This window comes from Caballeronia sp. ATUFL_F1_KS39 (assembly GCF_023630985.1).
Taxonomy (GTDB): domain Bacteria; phylum Pseudomonadota; class Gammaproteobacteria; order Burkholderiales; family Burkholderiaceae; genus Caballeronia; species Caballeronia zhejiangensis.
Genome location: NZ_JALQDZ010000036.1, coordinates 129722 through 143469, shown reverse-complemented (window position 1 = coordinate 143469; position 13748 = coordinate 129722). Strand labels below are relative to the sequence as shown.

Below are 13748 nucleotides of genomic sequence, written 5' to 3'. Positions count from 1 at the left end.
TCGACGCGCTTCAGGCGCCCGGAAAGCCGTCGGGAAAGAGCCGCTCGACCGCCGCCTCGAAATGCTGAATCGGCGCGGCGCCGCGCAGCGCGATCGGCGGCGGCGGTTCCTGGCCGGGCGCGGGCTCGCGCGACAGCACAGCGAACGGCACGCCCGTCACGCCGAGCTTCTTCGCGAACTCTTCGTCTTCGATCACGAGATCGGTGTACGTGCCGTCATCGAGCGCTTCCTCGAGCAGTTCGGGATCGACGCCGCAGGTCGCCGCGATGTCGAGCAGCGCGTCGGTATCGCCGATATCGATGCCTTCCTCGAAATACGCCTTGAAAATCGCCCGATGCACGAGATCGTAACGGCCGGATTCGCGCGCGAACATCGCCGTCTCGAATGCCTTGCGGCTGCGCGGCGCGACCGGCGGCATACGCATCGTCACGCCGCGTTCTTCCGCGAGCGGACGCACCGATTTCTCCCACGATTCGACGATCTGCTCGCTGTTCGGATCGACGAGCGGCGTCGGCTCCGGACGCAATTCGAACGCGTGCCAGCGAATCTCGACCGCATCGCCGTATGCGTTGCGGAACTGGTCGAGCACGGGCGTCTCGAGATAGCAGAACGGACACACGAAGTCCGACCAGACGTCGATATAAAGAACTGACGTGGATGCCATGTGAGCCTCAAAAACGAACGGCGCGTGTTTGCGCCGTTTGACTGAACCGGGCGAACGCCGCGTCTCCGGCGACGTCCGCAAAACCGGTATGTTAGCGCGTGCGCGCGGCCGACGCGCGGTCGCGCGACGCATCAGAATCCGCCGTCGAGCTCGATCTTGCTGCCGTCGAAGAAGCGCGACAGGCGAAACGCGCGCGGATCGACGATCGGTGCGTCGTTCGCGACGATATCCGCCATCAGTCGGCCCGCGCCCGGACCGATGCCGAAGCCGTGCCCCGAGAAACCCGTCGCGATGAAAAGCCCCGGTTTGCCATCCACGCGGGAGATGACCGGCACGGCATCTGGCGTCACGTCGATATAGCCCGCCCACGCTTGTTCGATGCGCAATGGATTCAGCGCCGGAAAGAGCTTGCGGAACTCCGTGACCGCCGCTTCGTTGAACGATTCGACCGGCACCGGATCGAGCGTGCGCGCGGTTTCGAAGACGGTCGGCCGGTCGAGCGGCCAGCGGCGCGGGCGTCGAAGTTCCTCGAAGAAGCGCGCGTTGAGTCCGAGCTTGATCGAACCGATCTGGCTCCTGAGCGCGGGCAGGAATTTGACGAGGAGCCGAAAGCTGTCGGGCGTGATGTCGTGATAGCTGTGAAACGCATTCGCGATGGTGTAGCCGCCGTCCAGACGCTTGCGATAGCCCATTTCCTGATTGCACGCGCTGACGTCGGGTCCGCCGTCGAGCGGCGCGGTGCGCATGACCGACGAACGCACCATGAGTTGCGGCACATCTACGCCGAGACTGCCCGCGAAATAGCGCGTCCACGCGCCGCCCGCGATGACCACGCTCGAACAGCGGATGCGTCCGTGTTCCGTGACCACGCCGTGTATCGCGCCGCCGCTCGTTTCGATGCCGCGCACCGCACAGGGCGTGAGCACTTTCACGCCGCGTTCGCGCAGCGCTGCGGCCACGGCGGGCACGGCGCGTTGCGGTTCCGCGCGGCCATCGCTCGGTGTGTAGATGCCGCCCGCGAAGCGTCGCGACGTGCCGGACATCAACGCGCCGGTTTCGTCGGGCGACGTGATACGCGAATCGAGCGCGTCGCGGCCGACGAGCGCGACGGCGCGCGCGAGCCATGCTTCGTGATCGGCGAGGGCTTTGGCATCGTCGGCGGCGTAGAGAATGCCGCATTCGCGAAAGCCGGTGTCGATGCCCAGTTCCGCATCGATGCGCCGCCAGAGCTTGAGGCTTTCGAGGCTCAGTTCGAGTTCGCGCAGGTCGCGATGCGTCGCGCGGCACCATCCCCAGTTGCGGCTCGATTGCTCGCCGGCGATATAGCCCTTTTCGCACACGGCGACCGACAAGCCTTTTTCGGCGAGCGCGCGCGCCGTGCTGATGCCGATGACGCCGCCGCCCACGACGACGACATCGACGTGATCGGGCGGCGTGCGGTCTTCGGTGATGCGTTCGGTAGGTGGACCCATGTGATGTGGTGTTGTGTTAAACGCGAACGGGCGATGATAGTCCAATGCGCAGGCTCCCTGCACCCGCTCGAGCGATCGGCTACGATGCAAGCGCTCGGGCTATCGAAGGGCGCCGTTCGGGCACGGCGCGTGCGAATCGTCGGTTCCAATTCATCTTCTGGAGAACTCTCGTGCAAAAGACAGCATCGGCAAAATGGAGCGGCGGCATCAAGGACGGCAAGGGTTTCATCTCGACGCAGACCGGCGTGCTCAACGAGGCGCCGTACGGCTTCAAGTCGCGCTTCGAGGAAGGTCCGGGCACCAATCCGGAAGAGCTGATCGGCGCGGCGCACGCGGGCTGCTTCACGATGGCGCTCTCGCTGCAACTCGAGCTGGCCGGCATGAAGGCCGAGAGCCTCGAAACCAAGTCGACCGTGACGCTCGATAAAGACGGCGACGGCTTCACGATCACCGCCTGCCAGCTCGATCTCAAGGCGAAGATTCCCGGCGCCGACAAAGCCGCTTTCGACAAGGCTGCGCAGGCCGCGAAAGAGGGCTGTCCGGTGTCGAAGCTGTTTGCGGGCAACGCGAAGATCACGTTGAACGCCGAGCTGGTGTCGTAAGCGGCGTGGCAGTCGAAGCCGAAAACGCGGACGGGCACATCACCCGTCCGCGTTTTTTTCGCGCGTCAGTTCCTCGATGATGAGCCGCGCGGGCGCCGGCAATGCCGCGCCTTTTCTGGTCACGACGCCATACGGCTCCGTGCGCGAACGCACCGCGATGGCAAGCCGCTTCGCGAGTCCGTGTCCGGCGAGAAACGTCGCCATGTCGAGCGGCATCATCGCGACGAGCGTCGGATCGCGCTGCAGCAGCAGGACGGTCGTGATGGTCGATGCCGTTTCGATCGGATGCAAGGGCAGCGGCAGCCCCGCTTCCTTGAACTCGCGCTCGTAGAGGCTGCGGATCGGCATGATGGCCGGATAGACGATCCATCGGCTCGAAGCGAGTTCGCTCAACTCGACGCGCGGTGCATCGACGAGCGCATGGGAGACGCCCGCGACGATCGCGAGCGGTTCGTCGCGCAACTCGACGTAGTGGTAATGATCCGGCTGACGCGCGACGCTCGCACGGCAGATCGCGACGTCGAGCCTGCCCTGATCCAGCAGCGCGAGCAGGCGCGCGCTCGTGTCTTCGACGACTTCGATGGTCAGCGCCGGCTGCCGCTCGCGCAGTCGCGCGAGTGCATCGACGAGCACGCCCGACACCGCGCCGGTGATCGCGCCGATGGCGAGCCGTCCGCCCGTGCCTTGCAGAATGCCCGCCATTTCCTCGCGTAAATGCGCGACGTCCATGTGAATCAGCCGCGCATAGCGGATCACGCAGCGCCCGAGTTCGTTCGGCTGAATGCCTTGCGCCGAACGCGTGAAGAGCGTGGCGCCGAGCGTCGCTTCGATCTCGCGCAGCGCCTTGGTCGCGCCGGGCTGCGTAAGCGCCATTTCGTCGGCGGCGCGATGCAGCGAGCCATGATCGTCGAGCGCGATCAGCAGGCGCAGTTGCTTGAGCCGCAAGCGCGCGGCGATGGAATCGGCATTCGGCAGCATGGTTTCGGCAGGCATAGGGACAACGAGAAGATAACGGAAAGTTATTGCCCCGGCAGCAGCTTTCATTATTCAAGCGATGCAGCGTTCTCTACATTGTGGGTTCCGTTCACCTCGTCAAGGAAATACCGACTCATGAAGCTGCTGCGATACGGCGCTCCCGGCCGCGAAAAACCCGGCCTTCTCGATTCCAGCGGCGCGATCCGCGACTTGTCCGGCGTCGTCGGCGATATCGCGGGCGATGCGCTCCTGCCCGAATCGCTCGCACGTCTCGCGAAGCTCGATCCATCGACGCTGCCCGTCGTGCCTTCGAACGAACGCATCGGGCCGTGTGTCGGACGCATCGGCAAGTTCATCTGCATCGGGCTCAATTACGCCGATCACGCGGCGGAATCGAATCTGCCGGTGCCGTCGGAGCCGGTCGTGTTCAACAAGTGGCTCTCGGCGGTCGTCGGCCCGAACGACGATGTGCGCATTCCACGCGGCTCGAAGAAGACCGATTGGGAAGTGGAACTGGGCGTCGTGATCGGCAAGGGCGGCGCGTATATCGACGAAGCCGATGCGATGAGTCACGTCGCCGGTTACTGCGTCATCAACGATGTCTCCGAGCGCGAATATCAGATCGAGCGCGGCGGCACCTGGGACAAGGGCAAGGGCTGCGATACGTTCGGCCCGATCGGTCCGTGGCTCGTCACCGCCGACGAAGTGCCCGATCCGCACAAGCTCCCGCTCTGGCTCGAAGTCGACGGCAAGCGTTATCAGAACGGCAACACGAGCACGATGATCTTCAAGGTCGGCGAGATCGTCGCGTATCTCTCGCGCTTCATGAGCCTGCAACCGGGCGATGTCATTTCGACGGGCACGCCGCCGGGCGTCGGCATGGGGCAGAAGCCGGACGCCATCTATTTGCGCGCGGGACAGACGATGCGCCTCGGCATCGAAGGTCTGGGCGTTCAGCAACAACGCACGGTGGACGCATGAACCGATACGACTTCACGAATCGCGCGGCTGTCGTGACGGGCGGCGCGCAGGGCATCGGCTACGCGGTGGCGCAGCGTCTCTTCGAAGGCGGCGCGCGCGTCTCGTTGTGGGATCGCGATGAAGCCGCGCTGGCGAATGCCAGCGCGCGTCTGGGCGACGTTCAGACCGTGCTCGTCGATCTGACGGATCGCGATGCAGTTGCCAACGCGACGTCGCGCACGCTGGAGCGCTTCGGGCAAATCGACGTGCTCGTGCACAGCGCGGGCATCGCGGGCGCGAACGCGACGGTCGCCGATTACGCGCCGGAAGAATGGTCGCGCGTGATCGACGTCGACCTCAACGCGGCGTTCCATGTGAATCAGGCGATCGTCAGGGCGATGATCGCGCGCGGCTATGGACGCATCGTCAACATCGCGTCGATCGCGGGCAAGGAAGGCAATCCGAACGCGTCGGCGTACAGTGCGGCGAAGGCGGGCGTGATCGCGCTGACGAAGAGTCTCGGCAAGGAAACGGCCGGCCTCGATATCGCGGTGAACGCCGTGACGCCCGCCGCCGCGCGCACGAAAATCTTCGAGCAGATGAAGCAGGAGCACATCGACTACATGCTGTCGAAGATTCCGCGCGGACGCTTCGTCGAAGTGAACGAGATCGCATCGATGGTCGCGTTCCTCGCTTCGTCGGAGAACTCGTTCACGACGGGCGCGGTCTTCGATCTCTCCGGAGGACGCGCGACTTACTGAACACACGCGTCAAGACAAGAAAATCAAGGAGACAAGCCACATGAATACCTTCGCCGCCCCGCGCGAGGCGACGCTCGACGACAGCCGCATCTACAAGAAAGTGTTCTGGCGCTTCGTGCCGCTGTTCGTCGCGTGCTTCGTGTTTTCGTATCTCGATCGCATCAACATCAGCTTTGCGAAGCTGCAGATGCAAAGCGAGCTCGGCTTCTCCGACGCCATGTACGGCTTCGGGGCGAGCGTATTCTTCGTCGGATACTTTTTATTCGAAGTGCCAAGCAATATCGTTTTGCATCGCGTCGGGGCGAAGCGCTGGATCGCGCGCATCATGATTACGTGGGGCATCGCGTCGGCGTGCATGATGTTCGTGCGCAGCGAAACGTGGTTCTACGTGCTGCGCTTTCTGATCGGCGCGCTCGAAGCGGGCTTCGTGCCGGGCGCGCTGTACTTCTTCACGAAGTGGTTTCCGTCGTCGCGGCGCGGGCGCATCAACTCGTTTTTCATGGCGTCGATCGCGCTGTGCGGGATCATCGGCAGCCCGCTGTCGGGCGCGATCATGAAGTTCTGCGATGGCCTGAACGGCATGCCCGGATGGCAATGGCTCTTTCTGCTCGAAGGCATTCCGTCGGTGCTGCTCGGCTTTGTCGTGCTCGCGTTCGTCGATGACGACGTCGATCACGCAAAGTGGCTCGACGCCGGCGAAAAGCGCGCGCTGAAAGCGCAACTCGCGCGCGATCCGAAAGTCGGCGAAGTGCATTCGCTGAAGGCCGCGTTCAGCCAGCCCGTCACGCTCGTGATGGCGCTCATCTATCTGTTCCTCGCGATGGGCATCTACGGGCTCGTCTTTTGGATGCCGCAGCTCGTGAAAACCGCGGGCACGAGCGATCCGTTCATGATCGGCCTGATCTCGATGCTGCCTTACGCGGTCGCGGGCATCGGCATGATCCTGATCGGCAAGCATTCGGACCGGACCGGCGAACGGCGCTGGCACCTCGGCGCATGCGCGCTCGCGGGCACGATCGGTTACGTGCTGTGCGGCTTCTTCCCGACGAACACGGTGATGCTCGTGATCGGCCTCACGATCGCCGCGACGGGCATCATTACGTCGCTCGGGCTGTTCTGGATTCTGCCGACGCGCTTTCTCACCGGTATCGCGGCGGCGAGCGGCATCGCGCTCATCAATTCGGTCGGGCAGTTCGGCGGGATCATCAGTCCGTACATGGTCGGCAAAGTGAAGACGATGACCGGCAGCGCGACGCCCGGCCTCTATGCGATCGCGTGCGCGTGCCTGCTGGGCGCGATGCTGATCGTGTGGGGCCTGCCGCGCCGCCTGTATTTCCGCGAGAGCGGCAGCGAGTGAAGCGAACTCGACCGCCCGTCAGTGAGGCGCGTTGACCACCACGTACTGAACGGACGTGCCCGAGTATTGCGGCTGATACCACGTCGAGCCGCATTGCTGATACGTCACGCCGTTGACGCTGATCGCGGAGCAACTGGGCGGCAGTGTATGAACGATGGAGCCGACTATGGCTGCCGTCGCGACTACGGTTGTCGTGACGGCGGCAGCGGTTGCCACCGGATGGTCGTTGTACCAGCCGCCGTTGTTGTAGCAGCAGCCGTGGTTGTCACTGATGTTCTGCGCCGCATTCATCCGGTTATTGCTGATGTTTGTCGCCGCGTTCGTTCGGTTCGAACTGACCTGCTGAACGGTGTCCTGCCGGTTGCCCTCACGCGTCGTGCGGTTGGCTTGCCGTGTCGCGACATTGGTTTCATGCGCGCTCTGCCAGGCGCCGCTATTCACGGACGTTTGAGCGCCGCCGCGGACTTGAAAGGCGCTTGCCGTCGACGCGATTGTTGCCAGTAAGAGCGCCGCGCATGCCGTGCTTGAGAAGTTCTTCAAATTCATGATGATGATCTCTACATTAATCGATTATTGCGTGTCTTTGACCTGCACGATTTTGATTTCGCGCGCGTTCTCAGGGGCCGAGAATGCGAATGCGCCATTTCGGATTTCAGGATTGAGGTTCCAGCGATAAATCGCCGTGTATTGCGGCCGCTCCTTGTCCGACAATGTCACGATATTCAACTTGCACGGCAGCGGTTTATCGCCTTTCTGAACCCAGAGCTGCCAATCGACCGATTTTTCGTGGTATGCATAATGTGAGCACGTCGCGCCGTTTATTGTCTCGTCACCGAGATAGGCGGCGGAAAGCACTCTTTTCATGTCGTCCGGATTCGCTCCCAGCGTGAAAATATCGCTTAACGGCAACTCGATTCCGTACTTGTCGCCGAGATCGTTGATCAGTTCCTTGATGGTGGCCGGCGCCGGCACCGTCGCATAGTATTTGCCCGGCTCAGTGTAAAGCGTGAAGTGCTTTCCGTCGAAATAGGCGTGACGACTGCTGCCAGGCGCACCGCCGGAAATATCCGCCTTGAGATGATCGGGGCGATTTACGGTCAGCTTCGTCGTGTGCGACAACTGGACCAATTGTGCCGTTTTACCGTCCACCATGATTTGATCTGTCGTCGAATCGACATCCAGAACGAACTGCTTCACGGTTTGCATATAAGCGCTCATTTTGGCCAGCGCTTCCATTGCGGCGGGATCTGGTTTATGCGCGGTCGCCGTTTCCTTCGCCGATGCGCTTACCATGCTGCATAACGCGCCTGCAACCGCGGCGCACAGCGCGAGTTTCGCGAAGATAGTCGTCATTGTCTTCTCCTGAATTGATCATTGAAATTCGACGAGATAATCATCAGAGAATACCTTTTTGTTATAGGAACATGATTTAGTCCGCGTAAATTTTCTTTGCCGATTGAAATAAATTATATGATGGAAGTGCGTCAGTTCAACTGAAACACTGATTTTCGGTTTTTGCTTCGTGCCCGGCTGACGCGATTATTACGTTTTTTGACGTCGAACTTATTCCCGCCGTATTTTCGGCGCGTTGAATAAGTATTTCGTTTGGCGTCGCGCTGGACAATCGCTGCCTGCGACGCCGTTTATTTGAATAAACGCAATCTGTTTCGGATCAATGCACAGATCGCAATGCTCGTTGGCGCTAGCGCGCCGGAGCGCTTTTGCGCGCGGCTTTCTGCGCGTACATTTTGCTGTCGCTTGCCGCGAGCAGATCGATCACCGACGAATGCCGAGCGGCGTCGAACTGTGTCTGCCCGACGCTGAAGCGAATCCGATAACCCGGCGCCGATGCCGCATTGCTCGCCGCGAGCAATTCGCGCAGGCGATCGAGCGCGCGGCGCGTTTCGTCTTCGCGGGCGTCGGTCAGAAGGGCGACGAATTCGTCGCCGCCCAGACGGCCGATGACATCGCTCTCCCGCAGCGATTCGCGCAGCGCGGCGGCGAAGGTCACGAGCGCGCGATCCCCTTCCGCATGACCGAAGGTGTCGTTGATCTGCTTGAAATCGTCGAGATCGAAGAAGAGCAGCGACGCGTCGCGCTCAAGGCGCTTGCAGACGTTCAGCGCATGCTGCGCGAGCGCTTCGAAGCCGCGCCGGTTCGCGATGAGCGTCAGCTCGTCGACGGTCGCGAGCTCGATCGCCGCGATCTCCTGTTCCGCGATATGCGCGAGATCGCGCAACAGGCCGCGTTCGTCGCCGTCCAGCTCGCGCGGGCGCGTGTCAATGAGACAGAGTGTGCCGAGCTTGCTGCCGTTGGGCACCATGAGCGGCTGACCGGCGTAGAAACGGATGCCCGGATGGCCCGAGACGAGCGGGTTGTCGTGAAAGCGGACGTCTGCGCGGGCGTCGGGAATCATGAAGACGTCGTCTTGCAGGATCGCGTGTCCGCAGAAAGAAATGTCGCGCGAGGTTTCCTGCACGCCGAGACCCGCGCACGACTTGAACCACTGACGGTTTTCGTCGATGAGCGAGACGAGCGCGATGGGTACGTCGAAGACGCGGCGCGCGAGACGCGTCAACCGGTCGAAGCGTTCTTCGGCGGGCGTATCGAGGATGCCGAGCGTGCGCAGGGTGGCAAGGCGGGCGGATTCGTTCTCGGGTATCGGTGCGACGAGCATGTGTCTCCGTGCTTAACGTAACCACTGGAGCCGTTATTCTCTGACAATTGCGCAATAAATACACCCGTTCGTGCCGAAGGCGCGCGGTTGCGTTTTCGCTATGATGCCGATGGTCTGCGGCCCTTTGTCACGGCAATCCCTTCGCACGCGCGGCGCTCGCGCAGGTCCGATGCATTCGGCGCGTTTTTGCTGCAACCTCGTGGCTACATCGCAAGAGCCGACGATCCCATTCAACCGATCCGCCCGGAGCGCCGATGAAATTCAAGCTGGACTGGACCCTCGTTTCCCCGATTCTCGCGCTCGTCGTGCTGGCCGCGGCCGCTTTCATACACAGCGGCGCGCTGATCGTGCTCGCGGCCATCGCGCTGGCGTTCGCCGTGTTCGCGGCGGTGCATCACGCGGAAGTGGTCGCGCATCGCGTCGGCGAGCCGTTCGGCACGCTGGTGCTCGCGGTCGCCGTCACGGTGATCGAAGTCGCGCTGATCGTCTCCGTGATGCTTTCCGGGGGTCCGGAAAAAGCCGGTCTGCCGCGCGACACGGTGTTCGCCGCGATCATGATCTGCAGTTGCGGGATCGTCGGGCTGTGTCTGCTGATCGGCGGCTTGCGGCATCACGTGCAGGATTTTCAGCTGCAAGGCGCGAGCGCCGCGCTCGCGATCCTGTGCGCGCTTTCCGTGCTTACACTGGTCTTGCCGAATTTCACGAGCACGGTCGCCGGTCCCGCGCTTTCGACGTCGCAACTGATCTTCGTCGGCGTGATTTCGCTCGTACTGTACGTGACGTTCGTGTTCGTGCAGACGATCCGCCATCGCGATTATTTCCTGCCGTTCACGCCGCCGGCCGCCGCGGGCGTGCAGGACGAGGACGAGGCGCCGCACGCGCCGCCGCCGAGCAACCGGGAGGCGTGGGTCGCGCTCATCTTTCTGATGCTTTCGCTGGTTTCGGTGGTCGGGCTGGCGAAGCTGCTGTCGCCGGCGGTGGAAGCGGGCGTCGCGGCGGCGGGCGCGCCCGAGGCTGTGGTCGGCGTGGTGATCGCCGCGCTCGTGCTGCTGCCGGAAGGACTCGCCGCCTTGCGCGCGGCGCGCCTGAACCGCCTCCAGACGAGCTTGAATCTCGCGCTCGGTTCGGCGCTCGCGAGCATCGGATTGACTATTCCCACAGTGGCCGTCGTGTCGATCTTCATGGGCCAGCCGATTTCGCTCGGGCTCGCGCCCAAGGAAATCGTCATGCTCGCGCTCACGCTGCTCGTGTCCGTCATTACGCTCGGCACGGGCCGCTCGACCGTGCTCCAAGGCGTCGTGCATCTCGTGATCTTTGCGGCTTTCCTGTTTCTTTCGGTCGTGCCTTGACGCGCGTCGTCCGATCAATCGTGCGATTTTGTTACCATTCACGGTTTTTCGCGCGCGTCCGCGCGCGACGTTTCGCGGTCTCATCGAAATTCCTGAAGGAAAAGCATGTCATTGAAGAAGTCCGCATCGTTCGCGATGCTTGCAGCACTCGCCGCCGTGTCGTTCTCGGCGCAAGCGAAGGAAATCACGCAAATCCGTTTCGCCGTCGATCCGTCCTATCCGCCGTTCGAATCCAAGCAGGCCGACGGCAAGCTCGCCGGCTTCGATATCGATCTCGGCAATGCGCTCTGCGCGCAGATGAAGGTCAAGTGCGTGTGGGTCGAAAACAATTTCGACGGCATGATTCCCGGCCTCAAGGCCCGCAAATTCGACGCCGTGTTGTCCGACATGGGCATCACCGAAGAGCGCCTGAAGCAGATCGATTTCACCGATCCGCTCTATGACACGCACGCGCAACTCGTCGCGCGCGCCGGCTCGGGCATCCTGCCGACGCCGCAGGCATTGAAGGGCAAGCGCGTCGGCGTCGAGCAAGGCACGGTGCAGGAGCGTTACGCGAAAGTGAAATGGGAGCCGCAAGGCGTGACCGTCGTGGCTTACGGCGATCAGGAACAGGTCGAGGCCGATCTCGTCGCGGGCCGCATCGACGCGATCTTCACCGACGCCGCGCAAGCCGCCATCGGCTTTCTGAAGAAGCCGCAGGGCAAGCCGTTCGCGCTCGTCGGCCCGATCGTCGAGGACAAGGCGATCATCGGTCCGGGCACGGCCATCGGTCTGCGCAAGGGCGACGCCGATCTGAAGAACGGCCTGAACAACGCGTTCGCCGAGATCAAGAAGAACGGCACGTTCAAGCGCATCATGGCGAAGTATTTCGAGACGGATATCTCGATCCGGTAAGCGCCGTCCGCCGCATTCGTTTTCGACCGGAAAGGCATCGTTCGCGATGCCTTTTCTTTTCGCTTTCGACGAGAGATACATCGAAGATGCAGGTTCATCATCATCCGCTCGTCGGCGCGTCGCTCGGCACAGGGCGCGCGATCACGAGCTATCGATTCGGTCCGCAAGACGGCGACGCGGCGCCGAAGGTCTATATCCAGGCTTCGCTGCATGCCGACGAATTGCCGGGCATGGTCGTCGCGTGGTATCTGAAGCGGCGCTTCGCCGAACTGGAAGCAGCGGGGAAGCTGAACGCGCGTGTCGTAGTCGTGCCGGTCGCGAATCCGGCGGGATTGAACCAGCATTGGTTCGGCACGCAAATGGGCCGCTTCGAGATGCGCTCGGGGCAGGACTTCAACCGGCGCTTTCCCGAGTTCGGCGCGGAATTGGCGCTCGAACTCAAGAACCGTCTGACGGGCGACGCGACGCGGAACGCTCGGCTCATCCGCGCGGCGCTGCGCGAGCATCTGGCGGCGCTCGAAGCGGCGACCGAGCTCGAATCGCAACGCATCGAGCTGATGAAACTCGCGTGCGACGCGGATCTCGTTATCGACCTGCATTGCGACTGGGAAGCCGTCGCGCATCTCTACACGACGCCCGGCGCGTGGCCCGCGATCGAACCGCTCGCGCGCTATCTCGGCAGCGAGGCACAATTGCTTGCGGATGTGTCGGGCGGCGAGCCGTTCGACGAGGCGTGCACGGCGGCGTGGCGCTATCTACGCGGTGCGCTCGGCGAGCGCTTTCCGATTCCGATGGGCGCGCAAGCCGTCACGCTCGAACTGCGCGGCGTGCGGGACGTGTCGCACGAGATGGCGGCGCGCGATGCACAGGCGATCGTCGACTATCTGACGCACATCGGCATGATCGCAGGCGATGCGCCGAAGCCGCCGCCGCTGCGCAATCCCGCGACGCCGCTTGCGGGATGCGAGTACATTCACGCGCCGATGTCGGGCGTGATTCTGCATCGGCGCGAAATCGGCGAGCGGATTCGCGCGGGCGACGTCATCGCCGACGTGCTCGATCCGCTCGACGATCGCCTCGTGCCGCTCGTGGCGCAGACGGAAGGGCTGCTCTACGCGCGGCACTGGACGCGCTTCGCGACGGCGGGAATGCTGGTCGCGCGCATCGCGGGCGCGGACGCGGCGCGGCAGGGCGACCTGCTCGTGCCTTAGCTGCGCCTCGGTTGCGCGGCGGCGGGTACCATAGATTCGGCTGGCCTTACGTCATGGAGAACAAGAAACATGCTCAAGAACATCGATCCGCTGCTCAACGCGGACATCCTGCACGCGCTCTGCGCGATGGGTCACGGCGACGAAGTCGTGATCTGCGACGCCAACTTTCCCGCCGATTCCGTCGCGCGACAGACGGTGCTCGGGCGCGTGCTGCGGCTCGACGGCGTGAGTTCGCCGCGCGCGGTGCGGGCGGTGCTGTCGGTGCTGCCGCTCGATACGTTCGTCGATCATCCTGCTCAGCGCATGGAGGTCGTCGGCGACGCGGCCGCGCTGCCCGCCGTGCAACGCGAAGCGCAGCGTGAAGTCGATGACGCCGAGGGGCGCGCCGTGCCGCTGGCGTCGATCGAGCGTTTTGCCTTCTACGAGCGCGCGAAGAACGCGTATTGCGTGATCGCCACCGGCGAATCTCGGGGTTACGGCTGCTTCATCTTCAAAAAGGGCGTGCAGTTGGCGCCCGACGCGCCGGAGAAAAATTGACCGATCGACTTAGGGAATACCCTGTTGCTTTTTTGAAAACGTGTTGCGGTGCAGCGAGAAAAGCGTATAGTTAGGGTTATTCCCTAGCTACTTACCCTGAGAGACCCACATGAAAACCACCGCACAACAATCCCTGGTCGTTTCGTTCGGTTCCTGGCTGCGCGCGGCAAAGGCTGCGGTGCGTCGTGAGTGGAACCGTGCGCTGCAACTGCATCTTCAGAACTGCGAGATTCTCGTCGAATCGTATCGCCGCAAGTAAGCCGCGCGCGACAGCATCCCGGTCAAGAGC

Annotated in this window: 15 protein-coding genes; 9 read left to right on the top strand and 6 right to left on the bottom strand. The window is 63.0% G+C overall.

The genetic code is table 11. The features are described 5' to 3' along the window. Nucleotides 1–10: 10 nt before the first annotated feature. Together NCR93_RS17825 and NCR93_RS17820 are read right to left on the bottom strand one after the other, a co-directional pair. Nucleotides 11–664, bottom strand: coding sequence for a DsbA family oxidoreductase (locus tag NCR93_RS17825; protein ID WP_033537055.1), 654 nt, complete (start codon nt 662–664; stop codon nt 11–13). A 131-nt stretch (nt 665–795) separates the two neighbouring features. After that, complete coding sequence (locus NCR93_RS17820) at nt 796–2136, bottom strand: NAD(P)/FAD-dependent oxidoreductase (RefSeq protein WP_175979420.1); 1341 nt, start codon at nt 2134–2136, stop codon at nt 796–798. A gap of 170 nt (nt 2137–2306) precedes the next feature. On the opposite strand from NCR93_RS17820, the gene NCR93_RS17815 reads away from it, so the two are divergent. Continuing rightward, nucleotides 2307–2738 (top strand): OsmC family protein, encoded by a 432-nt coding sequence (locus tag NCR93_RS17815; protein ID WP_008353150.1) that lies wholly within the window; start codon nt 2307–2309, stop codon nt 2736–2738. 39 nt (nt 2739–2777) lie between these two features. Here the strand turns inward: NCR93_RS17815 and NCR93_RS17810 are convergent, their stop codons facing one another. Beyond that, entirely contained in the window at nt 2778–3716 is a 939-nt protein-coding gene (locus NCR93_RS17810; RefSeq protein WP_008353151.1) for a LysR family transcriptional regulator, read from the bottom strand. Nucleotides 3717–3848: 132 nt separating this feature from the next. Here NCR93_RS17810 and NCR93_RS17805 point away from each other — a divergent pair, with 132 nt between their 5' ends. Genes NCR93_RS17805 through NCR93_RS17795 form a run of 3 tightly spaced genes read left to right on the top strand, consistent with a single transcriptional unit; the run spans nt 3849 to nt 6791 of the window. After that, a complete protein-coding gene (locus tag NCR93_RS17805) occupies nt 3849–4694 on the top strand; it encodes a fumarylacetoacetate hydrolase family protein (RefSeq protein WP_008353152.1) in 846 nt (281 codons plus the stop codon). Next, entirely contained in the window at nt 4691–5434 is a 744-nt protein-coding gene (locus NCR93_RS17800; protein ID WP_175979419.1) for an SDR family oxidoreductase, read from the top strand. The genes NCR93_RS17805 and NCR93_RS17800 overlap by 4 nt, the downstream gene beginning before the upstream one ends. Before the next feature lie 40 nt (nt 5435–5474). Continuing rightward, on the top strand, nt 5475–6791 hold the full coding sequence (locus NCR93_RS17795) for an MFS transporter (protein WP_008353154.1): 1317 nt from the start codon (nt 5475–5477) through the stop codon (nt 6789–6791). Between the two features lie 18 nt (nt 6792–6809). On the opposite strand, the gene NCR93_RS17790 is transcribed toward NCR93_RS17795, so the two are convergent. From NCR93_RS17790 to NCR93_RS17780, 3 genes are all read right to left on the bottom strand, one after another. After that, nucleotides 6810–7337: a hypothetical protein gene (locus NCR93_RS17790; protein ID WP_008353155.1), complete on the bottom strand. Its 528-nt coding sequence runs from the start codon at nt 7335–7337 to the stop codon at nt 6810–6812. 24 nt (nt 7338–7361) lie between these two features. Beyond that, entirely contained in the window at nt 7362–8144 is a 783-nt protein-coding gene (locus NCR93_RS17785) for a DUF2092 domain-containing protein (RefSeq protein WP_175979418.1), read from the bottom strand. A gap of 349 nt (nt 8145–8493) precedes the next feature. After that, on the bottom strand, nt 8494–9468 hold the full coding sequence (locus NCR93_RS17780) for a GGDEF domain-containing protein (RefSeq protein WP_175979417.1): 975 nt from the start codon (nt 9466–9468) through the stop codon (nt 8494–8496). Nucleotides 9469–9722: 254 nt separating this feature from the next. On the opposite strand from NCR93_RS17780, the gene NCR93_RS17775 reads away from it, so the two are divergent. The 5 genes from NCR93_RS17775 to NCR93_RS17755 all read left to right on the top strand — a co-directional run bounded on the left by NCR93_RS17775 (nt 9723) and on the right by NCR93_RS17755 (nt 13718). Further along, nucleotides 9723–10817, top strand: a complete 1095-nt coding sequence (locus NCR93_RS17775; protein ID WP_175979416.1) for a calcium:cation antiporter — start codon at nt 9723–9725, stop codon at nt 10815–10817. A gap of 105 nt (nt 10818–10922) precedes the next feature. After that, a complete protein-coding gene (locus tag NCR93_RS17770; protein ID WP_175979415.1) occupies nt 10923–11711 on the top strand; it encodes an ABC transporter substrate-binding protein in 789 nt (262 codons plus the stop codon). Between the two features lie 86 nt (nt 11712–11797). Beyond that, complete coding sequence (locus tag NCR93_RS17765; RefSeq protein ID WP_175979414.1) at nt 11798–12922, top strand: succinylglutamate desuccinylase/aspartoacylase family protein; 1125 nt, start codon at nt 11798–11800, stop codon at nt 12920–12922. Between the two features lie 69 nt (nt 12923–12991). Continuing rightward, nucleotides 12992–13459, top strand: coding sequence for an RbsD/FucU family protein (locus tag NCR93_RS17760; RefSeq protein ID WP_008353164.1), 468 nt, complete (start codon nt 12992–12994; stop codon nt 13457–13459). Between the two features lie 109 nt (nt 13460–13568). Beyond that, complete coding sequence (locus tag NCR93_RS17755; protein WP_157695790.1) at nt 13569–13718, top strand: hypothetical protein; 150 nt, start codon at nt 13569–13571, stop codon at nt 13716–13718. Nucleotides 13719–13748 lie beyond the last annotated feature (30 nt).

Bases quoted from the DNA above. Each gene is read 5' to 3' on its own strand.
- NCR93_RS17825 (WP_033537055.1), bottom strand. From the start codon at position 664: ATGGCATCCACGTCAGTTCTTTATATCGACGTCTGGTCGGACTTCGTG.
- NCR93_RS17820 (WP_175979420.1), bottom strand. From the start codon at position 2,136: ATGGGTCCACCTACCGAACGCATCACCGAAGACCGCACGCCGCCCGAT.
- NCR93_RS17810 (WP_008353151.1), bottom strand. From the start codon at position 3,716: ATGCTGCCGAATGCCGATTCCATCGCCGCGCGCTTGCGGCTCAAGCAA.
- NCR93_RS17805 (WP_008353152.1), top strand. From the start codon at position 3,849: ATGAAGCTGCTGCGATACGGCGCTCCCGGCCGCGAAAAACCCGGCCTT.
- NCR93_RS17800 (WP_175979419.1), top strand. From the start codon at position 4,691: ATGAACCGATACGACTTCACGAATCGCGCGGCTGTCGTGACGGGCGGC.
- NCR93_RS17795 (WP_008353154.1), top strand. From the start codon at position 5,475: ATGAATACCTTCGCCGCCCCGCGCGAGGCGACGCTCGACGACAGCCGC.
- NCR93_RS17790 (WP_008353155.1), bottom strand. From the start codon at position 7,337: ATGAATTTGAAGAACTTCTCAAGCACGGCATGCGCGGCGCTCTTACTG.
- NCR93_RS17785 (WP_175979418.1), bottom strand. From the start codon at position 8,144: ATGACGACTATCTTCGCGAAACTCGCGCTGTGCGCCGCGGTTGCAGGC.
- NCR93_RS17780 (WP_175979417.1), bottom strand. From the start codon at position 9,468: ATGCTCGTCGCACCGATACCCGAGAACGAATCCGCCCGCCTTGCCACC.
- NCR93_RS17775 (WP_175979416.1), top strand. From the start codon at position 9,723: ATGAAATTCAAGCTGGACTGGACCCTCGTTTCCCCGATTCTCGCGCTC.
- NCR93_RS17770 (WP_175979415.1), top strand. From the start codon at position 10,923: ATGTCATTGAAGAAGTCCGCATCGTTCGCGATGCTTGCAGCACTCGCC.
- NCR93_RS17765 (WP_175979414.1), top strand. From the start codon at position 11,798: ATGCAGGTTCATCATCATCCGCTCGTCGGCGCGTCGCTCGGCACAGGG.
- NCR93_RS17760 (WP_008353164.1), top strand. From the start codon at position 12,992: ATGCTCAAGAACATCGATCCGCTGCTCAACGCGGACATCCTGCACGCG.
- NCR93_RS17755 (WP_157695790.1), top strand. From the start codon at position 13,569: ATGAAAACCACCGCACAACAATCCCTGGTCGTTTCGTTCGGTTCCTGG.